The organism is Arthrobacter sp. YN (genome assembly GCF_002224285.1).
Lineage (GTDB): Bacteria > Actinomycetota > Actinomycetes > Actinomycetales > Micrococcaceae > Arthrobacter.
This window is the reverse complement of record NZ_CP022436.1, coordinates 981215-994886: the sequence shown is the minus strand read 5'-3', so window position 1 is coordinate 994886 and position 13672 is coordinate 981215. Positions and strand designations below refer to the sequence as shown.

The window sequence follows — 13672 nt, the reverse complement described above, 5'->3', positions numbered from 1 at the left end:
TAACTATACCCCTACTTCCCCGGGATGGCAAAACCCCTCAACGACACGGTCAGTCCGCCTGGCAAAATCCCCGGAAACAAAGGGAAGAGGGCCCGGAAGCATGACTCCGGACCCTCTCCTTGTGAGGAACTACTGCCCCACGGGGTTACAGCGAGCGCTCAAACTACTCAGCCGGCGTGAACCAGGAGGCGCCGAGCGGAGGAAGAGTGACGGTCAGCGCCGCGGGCTGGCCATCGGTTCCGGGCGACGAGGCTTTCAGGGATCCTGCATTTACCACTCCGGAGCCGCCATACGTTTCCGAGTCGGTGTTCAGCACTTCAGTCCACTCCCCCGCTGCGGGCACACCCAGGATGTAGTCCTTGTGCGGACCACCGGAGAAGTTCACAGCGCAGACCAACGGTTTACCGTCCTGGTCCCAGCGAATGAAAGTCAGGACGTTGTGGTCGGCATCCCCGCCGTTGATCCACTGGAAGCCGCCGGCCTCGTTGTCCCGCTGGTACAGGGCAGGCGTCGAGGTGTAGAGCTCGTTGAGGTCCTTGACCAGAAGCTGCAGGCCACGGTGCGCTGGAATATCGGCGAGGAACCAGTCCAGCCCGTATTGCTCGGACCATTCGGCTTCCTGGCCGAACTCGGTGCCCATGAAGATGAGTTGCTTGCCCGGATGCGCCCACTGGTAGGCGAAGAAGGCGCGCAGGTTGGCCAGCTGCTGCCAACGGTCACCGGGCATCTTCCGGAGCATGGAGCCCTTGCCGTGAACTACTTCGTCGTGACTGATGGGCAGCAGGAAGTTCTCGGTGAAGGCGTAAACCAAGGAGAACGTAATGGTGCCGTGGTGCCACTTGCGGTTGATGGGGTCTTCGGAGATGTACTTGAGCGAGTCATGCATCCAGCCCATGTTCCATTTGAGTCCAAAGCCCAGGCCGCCGTGGTTGGTGGGCGCCGTGACACCCGGGAAGGCGGTGGATTCCTCGGCGATGATGATGGCCCCGGGGTGGGACTTGTAGACGGTGGCGTTGACTTCCTGCATGAAGGAAATCGCTTCGAGGTTCTCGCGGCCGCCGAACTTGTTGGGCTTCCACTGTCCTTCTTCGCGGGAGTAGTCCAGGTAAATCATCGAGGCCACGGCGTCCACGCGCAGGCCATCGATGTGGAATTCTTCCAGCCAGTACAGCGCATTGGACACCAGGAAGTTGCGGACCTCGCTGCGCCCGAAATCGAAGATCAGGGTTCCCCAGTCCGGGTGTTCACCCAAGGCAGGGTCCGAGTGTTCGTACAGCGGCTGACCGTCGAACTGTGCCAGCGCCCAGGAGTCCTTGGGGAAGTGGGCGGGTACCCAGTCGAGGAGGACGCCGATGCCGGCCTGGTGGAGTGAATCCACCAGGAAACGGAACTCGTCCGGGTGGCCAAAGCGGGAAGTCGGCGCAAAGTAGGACGTCACCTGGTAGCCCCATGAACCACCGAAGGGGTGCTCGGCAACCGGCATGAACTCGACGTGGGAGAAGCCAAGCCACTTCACATAGTCCACGAGTTCCTTGGCGAGCTCCTTATAGCCCAGGCCCAACCGCCAGGAGCCCAAGTGCACTTCGTAAACGCTCATGGGCGAGTTGTGCGGATCTTTCTGGGCGCGGGCTGCCATCCACTCCGCATCCTTGAAGCGGTAGCTGGCGTCCACAACGCGCGACGCCGTCAGTGGCGGAACCTCTGTACCGAACGCCAACGGGTCGGCTTTTTCTATCCAGTGACCGGACTTGGTCAGGATCTCGTATTTGTAGCACGCCCCTGCTACAACCCCCGGAATGAAAAGTTCCCAGACCCCGGAGGAACCCAGGGAACGCATTCCGTGCTGACGGCCATCCCAGCCGTTGAAGTCGCCCTTGACGCGGACAGCCTGCGCGTTCGGGGCCCACACTGCGAACGAGACACCGTCAACCTCGCTGAGCGCGGAACGGTAATGCTGCACGTGCGCGCCGAGCACATCCCAAAGGCGCTCATGACGGCCTTCACCGATCAAGTGCAGGTCCACTTCCCCCACGGTTGGCAAGTAGTGGTACGGGTCATCGATGGTGACGGGTTCGACGTCGTACACCACCTCCAAACGGTAGTCCGGCACGTGGCCGGCCTGCAGCGGTTCCAAAACGGCGGCCCACACGCCATGGGCTTCATGCTCCATGTCGGTGCGGCCGCTTTCGGTCACCACCGCCACGGACTTTGCGAGGTGCTTCACCGTACGGACGGTGACGTGGCCGTGGTCGTCCAAGTGTGCACCGAGGACCGAGTGCGGCGCGTGATAGGCGCCGGCTGCCACGCGTTCCAAGGTCTCGGAGTCCACGTGCAAGGGAACTCGGGGCCGTTCGGTGCGTGCAGAGCCAGTCATGTCATTACCTTCCGCTGTAGCTGCCGCATGCTTGCCGCGGCTTGTATTGTCGAGGATTCGTCGTGATGCGTTGACCGGAATCGACAGCCAGTCCGGCCGGTTCCGCAACTCGTACACCACCTCGTATAAGGCCTTGTCCAGCCACAATGCCACAAAGAGCGGCGAGCGGCGGTCTATGGTTCCGGGGGTGACGTCGCTGTACCCCTCAAGGAACGCTGCGGCGCAGTCATCCACCCAGGTTTCGGGCACGTTGGCGTGGGAATTTTCGCGCGTGGCGGCACCCGCCGCATAGTCGAAGGATCGCAGCATGCCCGTGACATCGCGCAGGGGAAGATCAGGATTATTGCGCTCGTCAATGGTCCGCAGCGGCTCGCCTTCGAAGTCGAGGATGGCCCACCGCCCCGGCCGTCGGTCGTCGCCGGGCACCGGTTCGTCTCCGGGAACCAACAGGATCTGCCCCAGGTGAAGGTCTCCGTGGACGCGCTGCAATTGCCCCACATCCCGGGGATCCAGTGCGGCCAGCAGCTGGTCGAGGTTGTCGTCATAGGGCCCGACGGCGGATGCGGCCTCTGCCCACGACTGGCGGACGCGCCGGGCTACAGTCGCGATAATGTCGGAGCCCTGCTCCTGACCGTCCTGGGTGCCAAACGTTTCCGCCAGCCTTGCGTGAACCGATGCGGTCGCTGCCCCGAGCCCGCGGGCCTCGGCGGTGAAATCCTTACCGGCCGCGGCTGCTTCGACGGCCAACCGCCAGGCGTCCAACCCACCGAGCAGGAATTCGTGTGCCACGGTCAGTTCGCCTGTAGCCGGCGCGGATCCGTTCGATGCCGGCCCCTCCCACGAGCCGGTGATCCAGCCCAGCGTCGCAGGAACCTCGGTGGTCCCGGCGGCGGTCAGTGCGGCGCCAAGCTCAACTTCGGGATTCTTTCCTGCCGCCAGCACACGGAAGATCTTCACGATCGCGGCCGAATCGCCGTCGTCGATGATGACGGACGTGTTGGACTGCTCCCCGGACAAAACCCTTACGGAAGTGGGGTTTTCCGGGAGCGCGACACGGCCACGCGTGAGGTGTCCGCGCGCACCTCCCACGCTGCCTTCGCTCCGCATCAGCTCCAGCCAGGCGGTGACGAAATCAGAATCGTACACAGCGTCGTACACCAGACGGAGGCCCGAGTCGTCCGTCAACTCGCCCAACAATGCCGCCGGGGCGTCCACCAGTGGCTGGCTCCGGTAGCTCAACGGAACCTGCACCACGTCAGTCCGGGGACCGCCGTCGGCCGTCCGATGGGTCACCGCCAGCAGCATCACCTCGAAAGAAGTGTCGCCGTTGGTGCCAGGGAGGCTGACAGCGCCTACCTGCTCCAGCGCAAAGTCGGGGCTCTTGACCGGGAACCAGCGCTTGCCTGGCAGCCAGTGACGGAGAAGTCCTTCAACGGAGGGGTTCAAGTTTGCCTTGCTCATCTCATCCTTTGGAGGTCACCACGGGAATCGCCTGGGTAAAAGGCGACGAGGGATTGGAAAAGGCCGAGCGCACCCGCAGCCAGTAGAAGCTGTGGCTGCCCAGCATCACGGTCAGATGACCGTTGTCGCCGACGGCCGGGAATGGCTGGCCGCCGAAAATGTCGCGCAGGCCGCGGCCCGCGAATTCGGGGATGTCCAACGTTGCCGCCACAGGGTGCTGGGAGAGGTTGAAGACGCACAGAATGGTTTCGGCGTCCTCGCCCTCGGGGTTGCCTGGCGGCAATTCCCGTACATAGGCCAACACCACTTCATGATCGGCTTCGATGTGGCGGAAGCCGCCCAAACCAAACACCGGGTGGTTCTTGCGGACGCTGAGGATCTGACGGGTCCAGCGCAGCAGCGAACCGGAGTGCGCAGCCTGGGCCTCAACGTTGGCCATGCCGTAGTTGTAAACCAGCGACTGGATGACCGGTAGGTACAGCTTGCCCGGATCCGCGCCGGAGAAACCTGCGTTGCGGTCCGGGTTCCACTGCATTGGCGTGCGGACGGCATCACGGTCATCGAGCCAAATGTTGTCGCCCATCCCGATCTCATCCCCGTAATACAGGAAGGGACTGCCGGGCAGGGAAAGGAGCAGGGCGTTGATGAGCTCAATCTCGGACCGGGAGTTGTCCAGCAGCGGCGCGAGCCGGCGGCGGATGCCGATGTTGGCCCTCATCCGGGGATCAGGGGCATACCAACCCAGCATCGCGGCGCGTTCCTCTGCCGGCACCATCTCCAGCGTGAGTTCATCATGGTTGCGCAGGAAAGTTCCCCACTGGGCACCCTTGGGAATTTCCGGGGTCTCCCGCAGGGTCTCAATGATGGGTGCGGCCTTCTGGTCCCGCAGTGCGTAGTAGAGCCGCGGCATGATGGGAAAGTGGAACGCCATATGGCACTCGGGCGCTTCCTCGGTGCCGAAGTATTCCACCACTTCATGCGGCGGCTGGTTGGCCTCCGCAATGATCACCCGGCCGGGATAGTTCGCGTCCACCATGCGCCGAAGGTCCTGCAGGAAGGTGTGCGTGGCCGGCAGGTTCTCGCAGTTGGTGCCATCTTCCTCGAACAGGTAAGGAATGGCATCCGCACGGAACCCGTCAATCCCCTGGTCCAGCCAGAACCGGATCACGTCATAGAGGGCCTCGATGACTTTGGGGTTCTCAAAGTTCAGGTCCGGTTGGTGGCTGAAGAAGCGGTGCCAGAAGAACTGCCGGCGGATGGGATCGAACGTCCAGTTGGATTCTTCGGTGTCAACGAAGATGATGCGGGCGTCCTGGTACTTCTCATCCGTATCGCTCCAAACGTAGAAATCGCCGTAGGGACCCGTGGGGTCCTTGCGCGACTCCTGGAACCACGGGTGCTGGTCAGAGGTGTGGTTCAACGGAAGGTCGATGATCACCCGGACGCCCCGGGCATGTGCCTCGGCAACCAACCGCTTGAAGTCGCTGATGGTGCCGAACTCATCCAACACGGACGTGTAGTCCGCAATGTCGTAGCCGCCATCCCGCAACGGCGAATGGAAGAACGGTGGCAACCAGAGGCAGTCAACGCCCAGCCACTGGAGGTAGTCCAGTTTCTCGATCAACCCATGGAAATCGCCGGAGCCATCCCCGTTGGCATCCGCAAAGGCCCGCACCAGTACCTCGTAGAAGACTGCCTTGCGGTACCAGTGTGGATCATGCTGGAGACCGGGGGCGTTCAACTCGAAGGTGTTCTTCGGAGTGAAGTACTGGCTGGGGTTCTGCGGAGAAAAACTCACTAAAGCTGCCTCCGGATGCTCAGGATGTGTGCCGGTTCAACATGCGCATCCAGCCGGACGTAGTTGTGCTCGCCCCACTCCCAGCTCTCGCCGCTGATGAGGTCATCCACCCGGAACCGGCCGTCGTCGTTAAGGTCCCGTGGTTCCAGTTGCAGGGCCGCAAGGTCCAGGGAGACCGTACTTTCGCGGGTGCTGTGCGGATCCACGTTGACCACAATGATCAAGGTGTCCTTGGTGCCATCCGGCAGCGTCTTGTGCTTGGAGTACACGATCGTGGCATCATCAGTGCTGCTGTGCAGCGTCAGGTTCTGCAGGTCGCCCAGCGCCACGTGCTTCTTGCGGATGGTGTTGAGCCTGGTGATGTACGGCGCCAGGGTGCGTCCGGATTCGGCTGCGCCTTCCCAATCCCTCGCCTTGAACTCGTACTTTTCGTTGTCGATGTATTCCTCGGCACCCGGACGGGCCACGTGCTCGTACAGCTCGTACCCCGCGTAGACACCCCAGAGCGGGCTGGCCGTTGCAGCCAATGCAGCCCGGATACGGAAGGCCGCCGGACCGCCGTACTGCAGGTACTCGGTGAGGATGTCCGGGGTGTTCACAAAGAAGTTCGGGCGGAAAAACGCCGGGCTCTCATGGCTGACTTCATGGAAGTACTCCTCCAGCTCGGTCTTGGTGTTCCGCCACGTGAAGTACGTGTAGGACTGCTGGAAGCCCGCGCGCCCCAAAGCGTGCATCATCGGCGGGCGTGTGAAGGCCTCCGCCAGGAAGACAACCTCGGGGTTCTTCTTGTTGATCTTGCCGATCAACCATTCCCAGAACCACACAGGCTTGGTGTGCGGGTTGTCCACGCGGAAAATCTTCACGCCGTGGCTGATCCACAACTGCACGATCCGCAGGATTTCCTTGGACAGTCCCGTCGGGTCATTGTCGAAGTTCAGGGGATAAATATCCTGGTACTTCTTCGGCGGGTTTTCCGCATAGGCGATGGAGCCGTCCACCCGCGTGGTGAACCACTCGGGGTTGGACGCCACCCACGGGTGGTCCGGGGCTGCCTGCAGGGCAAGGTCCAAGGCAACCTCAAGCCCCAGCTCGTTGGCGCGCGCCACAAAGGCGTCGAAGTCGTCAAAGGTGCCCAGTTCAGGGTGGATGGCGTCGTGGCCGCCGTCCTTGGAACCGATGGCCCACGGCGAACCCGGGTCCTGCGGTCCCGGCGTCAACGTGTTGTTGCGGCCCTTGCGGTGCTGGAAACCGATCGGGTGGATGGGCGGCAGGTAAATGACATCGAAGCCCATCTCCGCCACGGCGTCGAGCCTCCTGGCTGCCGTGCGGAAGTTACCGGAGGTCCACACGCCGGTGGAGTGATCCAGCACAGCGCCCTCTGATCGGGGGAAGAACTCGTACCAGGAACCGCGACCCGCGAGGTCGCGCTCCACCTGCAGCGGGAAACGTTCGGAAACAGTCACCAGTTCGCGGATCGGAACACGTCCGACGGCGGCCAGCACCTCTGGGCTGAAACCGGCGCCAAGGCGCTCCTCGGCAGTCTTGGTCGTATCGGCCAGCACGACGGAAGCGGCACGCAAGGTGCGCTTCTCAACAGCGCTGCGTCCGGCGTCGTCGGCTGCTTCCGCGAGGATGGCAGCGCCCTCGGCGAGCATCAACTCAACGTCGATGCCGGCGCCTACCTTGACCTCGGCGTTGTGGTGCCAGGTGCCGTAACGGTCATGCCACGCCTCAATAACGAAAGACCAGGCTCCGGTGCCGGTGGGCGTGATCAAGCCCTCCCAGCGGTCCAGCCCCTTCCACTGTTCGCCCTCTGCAGGGGTCAGGCGGACGCGCTGACGTTCCTTGCCCCGGGGATCGAGCAGTACAGCGGACACGCCGAGCTGGTCATGGCCCTCACGGAAGACCGTGGCGCCGACAACGAGGTCCTCGCCCGGCAAGGCCTTCGCCGGGAAACGGCCACCCTCAACCACCGGCTGCACGGCAGTGATGGGGAACCGGCCGAAGCGCAGTCCCTGGGTGATGTCCGTAGTCGTCTTGGATTTCAGAGCGGTGATGGTTCGCGCGGTTTTCGTCACAACCACGACGTTAGCGACAAAAAACACAGAATGCTAAGCACACGACCTATCTACTCGACGCAAGATGACTTTTACCTAAAAGAAACCCAATCCAGTTCCGACTGCCATGTCCGTCCGTTAGTGTGGCGCTCGTGAAGGCTATTCGAAGGTTTACAGTCCGTACCGTCCTCCCCGAGCCCATCCGGCCCCTGGCCCGATTGGCGACCAATCTGCGCTGGTCCTGGCACCGGCCCACACGGGAACTTTTCGCGAGCCTCAACCCGGCTCTCTGGGAGGCGTCGCAGCACGACCCCATTTCCCTTCTGGGGTCCATCAGCCGCGAACAACTGCAGGACCTCGCCAACAACGGCGACGTGGTGGAGCGCGTTCAGGCCGCTGCATCCGACCTGGACCGGTACCTCAGCGAACCGCGCTGGTACCAGGGCCTCGGCGAAGACGCTCCCGCCTGCATTGCGTACTTCTCCCCCGAATTCGGCATCACAGAGGTCCTTCCGCAGTACTCCGGCGGCCTCGGCATCCTGGCCGGCGACCACCTCAAGGCCGCCTCAGACCTCGGCGTGCCGCTGATCGGCGTCGGACTCCTCTACCAGGCCGGCTACTTCAAGCAATCCCTGTCCCGGGACGCCTGGCAGCAGGAAACCTACCCGGTCCTGGATCCCGACGGCCTGCCCCTCACGCTTCTTCGCCACCCCGGCAAGGACGGCATGCCCGGCAAGCCGGTTCATATCTCCCTTCCGCTGCCCAACGGCCGCGAGCTCCACGCGCACGTCTGGCGCGCCGACGTCGGACGCGTTCCGCTGCTGCTGCTGGACTCCAACGTTCCCTCCAACGATGAAGCCGCCCGCGGCATCACGGACCGCCTGTACGGCGGCGGGGGCGACCACCGGCTTCAGCAGGAACTCCTCCTGGGCATGGGTGGCGTCAAAGCCCTCCGCGTCTACCAGGAACTCACCGGCACACCCGCGCCGGAAGTTTTCCACACCAACGAAGGCCACGCAGGATTCCTGGGCATCGAACGCATCCAGGAAGCCATGTCCGATCCCACCGTGCCCCTCAGCTGGGACGAGGCCCTCGCAGCCGGACGCGCGTCCACCGTCTTCACGACGCACACGCCCGTCCCCGCCGGCATCGACCGCTTCGAGACCGTCCAGATCAAGCACTTCTTCGAAGCCGGCCTGGCTCCTGCCGTGCCCACGGACCGCATCCTGGAACTTGGCCGCGAGAACTTCGACGGCGGAAACCCTTCCGTTTTCAACATGGCAGTCATGGGCCTGCGCCTGGCGCAGCGTGCCAACGGCGTGGCCAAGCTCCACGGCGTGGTGTCCCGCGAGATGTTCGCTGGACTGTGGCCGGGATTCGACCACTCCGAGATCCCCATCACTTCCGTCACCAACGGCGTCCACGTCCCCACCTGGGTGGACCCCCGCATCTCCACCCTGGCCCGGAACCAGTTCGGTGCCGAGGCTGAAGCGCTGGGCCGCTGGGACCTTGCGTACAACGTCAGCGACGAAGACGTCTGGGCACTCCGCCGGGAGCTCCGCGCCCAACTCATCGACGACGTCCGACGCCGGCTCCGGGCTTCCTGGAAGAAGCGCGGCGCCGCCGACGCCGAGCTCGGCTGGACCGACTCCGTGCTTGACCCGGACGTGCTCACCATCGGCTTTGCCCGGCGCGTGCCCACCTACAAGCGACTTACCCTCATGCTGCGCGACCCCGCACGCTTGAAGGCCCTGTTGCTGGATCCGAAACACCCCATCCAGCTGGTCATCGCCGGCAAATCGCACCCCGCAGACGACGCCGGCAAGAAGATGATCCAGGACCTGGTGCGCTTTACCGACGATCCCGAAGTCCGGCACAGGATCGTCTTCCTGCCCAACTACGACATCGCCATGGCACGGACCCTGTTCCCGGGCTGCGACGTGTGGCTCAACAACCCGCTCCGCCCGTTGGAAGCCTGTGGCACCTCCGGCATGAAGGCAGCCATCAACGGCTCACTCAACCTGTCCGTCCTGGACGGCTGGTGGGACGAAATGTACGACGGCGAAAACGGTTGGGCGATCCCCACCGCCAACAACGGCGCCTCAGCGGACGAACGTGACGACATCGAAGCGTCCGCACTGTACGAGCTCCTGGAAAACCAGGTAGCTCCGCGCTTCTACGGCACCACCGTTGCCCAAGGCGCCGGAGCTGCAGGTCCGTCCGAGTCCAGCCGCGAGACCGTGCCCACCCACTGGGTGTCCATGATCAAGCACACCTTGGCAAACCTCGGCCCCGCCGTTTCCGCGGAACGTATGCTCCACGACTACGTCAACAACCTCTACTGCCCGGCCGCTGTTTCCGGGCGCAGGGCTGTTGCGGAAGCCTTCAAGGAAGCCAAGGAACTCGCCGCCTGGACCACCAAGGTCCGGAACGCGTGGCCCCAGGTAGTGGTGGAACACGTTGACTCCGTGGGGGTCTCCGAGGAACCCCAGGTGGGCGACAGCCTCCAGGTCAACGCCTACGTAGCTCTCAACAGCCTCACCCCGGACGATGTGTCCGTTGAGGTAGCTTTTGGGCGGGCCGAGGAATCCGACGAACTCGAGGACATCGTGGTGGCCGAACTGGACTCCCTGGAAGACCTCGGCGGCGGACGTCACCTCTTCCACGGCTCCCTGGTCATCAACCGGTCCGGATCCTTCGGCTACACCGTCCGGGTGTTCCCGAAGCACTCGGCGCTGGCTTCCAAGGCTGAACTGGGATTGATCGCGAACGCCTAGTCCTCCGTAGCCCGCTGGGCAACACTGATCCTCTGCGCGTACCCCACCGTCCCCCCTAGCCTCGCAAGCTCGGCCAGGGAACCCTGACGGCGTGGGCCCATTTTGCGCTTTGACGCGCGCTTCCGGACCACTGTTGCCCAGTAGGGCGCGTGGGACCAAGGCCCGTTGGCGCGACTAGTTCTCGAAGACCGCGATGACTGTCAGGTCACGGCCGGCGTAGCGCTCGGCGTCCTGGAGGACTTCGCAGACCACACCGAAGGATCGGTCTGTGCGGTAAGCGGCCGGGACTTGCCAGATCATGGTGACGGGTCCGCCGTCGTCCTCTGAGAGGGCGTCGGCGTAGTCGTGCAGTGAGTCGTTCAGGGCGTCCAGGTTCACGCCGTAGTACTCAGGAAAGTCCAGGACCTGGGCGAAGACTTCCAGGACCGCCTGCTTGGTGGTTGCCGGGGGGACCATCACGGTCCTGCGGCCGGCGTCGGAAATCTGCTCCCGCAGTTCTTCCAGGGTCCAGGTGTCTGCGGAATAGATCTTCATGGGCTCCTACTTGCCTTCGACGATGAAATTGAACGACTTGTAATGGTCCGGGGTGTAGTACTTGGCTGAGTCCTTGCCCACGACGATTCTGCGGGCGCCCCGGTCCGATTCTCCTGGCGTGGTCACCGTATACTCCCTGTAGAAGCCGCTGGTCTTCTTGGGCAGGAGGCCTTCAAAGTTGCCGAAATTTCCGTTGTCTTCCCTATAGGGATAAGGGCCGCCCTTGGCGATCAGGGCCAGCGTTTGACGGGCTTCCTTGGGCAACTGGGAGGCATTGATGGTGGGCAGCGTTGAGGGGTTTGCCACCGCAGCGGCCGACGACGACGCGGAGCCAGGTTCCGGCGTCGTGCTTGGCGCTGTGGGTGTGGCCGTGAGCGAGCCACCGCCCACCATGGCGACCACCAACACGACGACGGCGATCACCAACCCCGCGAACGCCACCAGTTTGCTGCGGCTGCGGTTCATGCGAAGAGCTCCTGAAGGGTGAGTGCCTACGTGCGGTAGATGTTGATGGTGTTGGCTTGCAGGATATCCCGCTCGCCTGAGGCCACCAACGCGCCCTTCCGCCGTTCATGGAGCACCGACGTTGTGAAGCGGAGCTCAAACATGCGCTTGCCGATGCCCGTTTCACTCAGGATCTCCGGCAGCACCATCTTCACATCCTGGTTGCTTCCGTTCACTACGATCAGGCCACGGATTTCGCTGTCCTCGTGCCCCATCAGGAGCTGGACGGAGCGCACATTGGGATCGTTCCAGCGTGCGGGAGTCATCCGCTGGCCTTTGTCGTCGAACCATTGCAGGCTGGAATTGTTCGCGTTGCCGGGGAAACTCTCAGGCTGGTGGCGCAGGAACCAGCGGCGGAGCCGGACCAGCTCACGCGTGGTCCGGAACATGGCGTTGGCTTCCTGGGTGCGGCTCCAATCCAGCCATGCCGTGGGGTTGTCCTGGCAGTAGGCGTTGTTGTTGCCCTGCTGGGTCCGGCCAATTTCGTCGCCTGCCGTGATCATGGGGACGCCGAAGGACAACAGCAGGGTGGCCATCAGGTTGCGGATGGACAGGGCGCGGGCGGCCACTATGGCCTCGTTCTCGCTCCGCCCCTCCACACCGTGGTTGTAGCTGCGGTTATCGCCGTGGCCGTCGCGGTTCTGCTCACCGTTGGCCTCGTTGTGCTTACGGTCGTAGCTCACCAGGTCCTTCAACGTGAAACCGTCGTGGGCGGTGATGAAGTTGACCGATGCAAGCCGGGTACGTCCGGAGGATGCGAAGAGGTTTGCGGAACCGGCCATGAGTTCAGCCAACGATGCCACGGAACCGCCCTGCCCGCCTGCTTCGATGGCAGCGCGGTCGGACAGCCAGAAGCTGCGGACGCCGTCACGGAAGTGGTCGTTCCAATCCGACCAACCGTGGGGGAAACGGCCAGTTTGCCAGCCACCGTAACCGACGTCCCACGGCTCGGCAATGAGCTTGACCTCGGACAATACCGGGTCCTCCGCGATGGCCTGCAGGAAGGGATGCTGGGGGTCGAAGGTGTTGCCGGCGTCGCGGCACAAGGTCACGGCAAGGTCAAAGCGGAAGCCGTCCACGTGGAAGTCGTTCACCCAGTACCGCAGGGAATCCAGGGCCAGGTCCACCACCACGGGATCGCTGAAGTCCAAGGTGTTTCCACAGCCGGTGGTGTCCAGGTAACGCCCATGGGCATCGTGCCGGTAGTAGCGCTCCTCTGCGAGTCCACGGAAGCTCAAGGGCGGTCCATCCGGACCAGCTTCGGCGGTGTGGTTGTACACCACGTCCAGGATGACCTCGATGCCCGCCGCATGCAGCAACTTGATCATGCCCTTGAGCTCGTCCTGTACCGCGTGGGGACCGGCGTTGCGCGCTGCCTCCGTGGCATAGTCCGAATGCGGTGCAAAGAAGGCGGCCGTGTTGTAGCCCCAGTAGTTGGTCATGCCCAGGTCCTGGAGGTGGGACTCATCCAGATGGAAATGGATGGGCAGGAGCTGGACGGCCGTGATGCCGAGCTCGGTAAGGTGCTGGATCATCACCGGATGTGCCATGCCGGCGTAGGTACCTCTGAGGTGCTCCGGAATGTCCGGGTGCAGCATCGTCTGTCCACGAACATGTGCTTCGTAGATGACGGAAGTCCGCAAAGGAATGCGGGGCGGACGATCGTCGCCCCAGTCAAAACCTGTTTCTACGTGCACACTGGTCAGGAACTCGCCCCGCTGGTCCACAGCGCGGCCGTAGGGGTCGAGCAACAGGCGATGTTCGCCGTCGTCGTCCAGGTCCACAGCCGGCAAGGACAAGGGGAAGCCGCGCTCGGACGGTGCCTCGCGGAAACCGTAACGGGTGCCCGGCGGCATCCCGCTGACCAGCCCGAAGTGCACTCCATCTTCAATATTGGGAAGGATGTGGGCGCGCCACGGCTCTCCAGGAGCCTGGAAGGCGACCTCCACCTCTTTCAGGTCGGGCGCGAAAACTGCCACGTTCACCTGGTGGTCCTGCGTCATTTCGGCATTGTCAAGGCCGGGCTGGGGCGTGCTCAGTCCGAGGGGCCGTGGCCGCGAGGCGTCGACGGCGGCTGCTGTGTCAAAAATAGGCATAACCATTGCTTGCAAGTTTAGTTCCACGCCAAGTATGTGCCGCGCCGGCCGCGCATGTGACGACGTTCCAC

The 13672-nt window shown here is 63.4% G+C and carries 7 protein-coding genes; 1 reads left to right on the top strand and 6 read right to left on the bottom strand.

All coding sequences use genetic code 11. The features are described 5' to 3' along the window. Positions 1 to 163 precede the first annotated feature (163 nt). From CGK93_RS04620 to CGK93_RS04610, 3 genes are read right to left on the bottom strand one after another with little or no spacing between them, the layout of a single operon-like run. Positions 164 to 3835, bottom strand: a complete 3672-nt coding sequence (locus tag CGK93_RS04620; RefSeq protein ID WP_089593800.1) for a 1,4-alpha-glucan branching enzyme — start codon at positions 3833 to 3835, stop codon at positions 164 to 166. A 1-nt stretch (position 3836) separates the two neighbouring features. After that, complete coding sequence (gene treS, locus CGK93_RS04615; protein ID WP_089593799.1) at positions 3837 to 5633, bottom strand: maltose alpha-D-glucosyltransferase; 1797 nt, start codon at positions 5631 to 5633, stop codon at positions 3837 to 3839. Continuing rightward, entirely contained in the window at positions 5633 to 7717 is a 2085-nt protein-coding gene (locus tag CGK93_RS04610) for an alpha-1,4-glucan--maltose-1-phosphate maltosyltransferase (protein WP_198318445.1), read from the bottom strand. The genes treS and CGK93_RS04610 overlap by 1 nt, the downstream gene beginning before the upstream one ends. 125 nt (positions 7718 to 7842) lie before the next feature. On the opposite strand from CGK93_RS04610, the gene glgP reads away from it, so the two are divergent. After that, the gene (gene glgP / locus CGK93_RS04605) at positions 7843 to 10467 is read left to right on the top strand and encodes an alpha-glucan family phosphorylase (RefSeq protein WP_198318348.1); all 2625 of its coding nucleotides are present in this window, start codon (positions 7843 to 7845) and stop codon (positions 10465 to 10467) included. Positions 10468 to 10641: 174 nt separating this feature from the next. Here the strand turns inward: glgP and CGK93_RS04600 are convergent, their stop codons facing one another. From CGK93_RS04600 to glgX, 3 genes are read right to left on the bottom strand one after another with little or no spacing between them, the layout of a single operon-like run. Next, positions 10642 to 11001 (bottom strand): barstar family protein, encoded by a 360-nt coding sequence (locus CGK93_RS04600; protein ID WP_089593796.1) that lies wholly within the window; start codon positions 10999 to 11001, stop codon positions 10642 to 10644. Between the two features lie 6 nt (positions 11002 to 11007). After that, entirely contained in the window at positions 11008 to 11466 is a 459-nt protein-coding gene (locus CGK93_RS04595; RefSeq protein WP_089593795.1) for a ribonuclease domain-containing protein, read from the bottom strand. A gap of 26 nt (positions 11467 to 11492) precedes the next feature. Continuing rightward, positions 11493 to 13607, bottom strand: coding sequence for a glycogen debranching protein GlgX (glgX, locus tag CGK93_RS04590; protein ID WP_089593794.1), 2115 nt, complete (start codon positions 13605 to 13607; stop codon positions 11493 to 11495). Between the last annotated feature and the right edge of the window lie 65 nt (positions 13608 to 13672).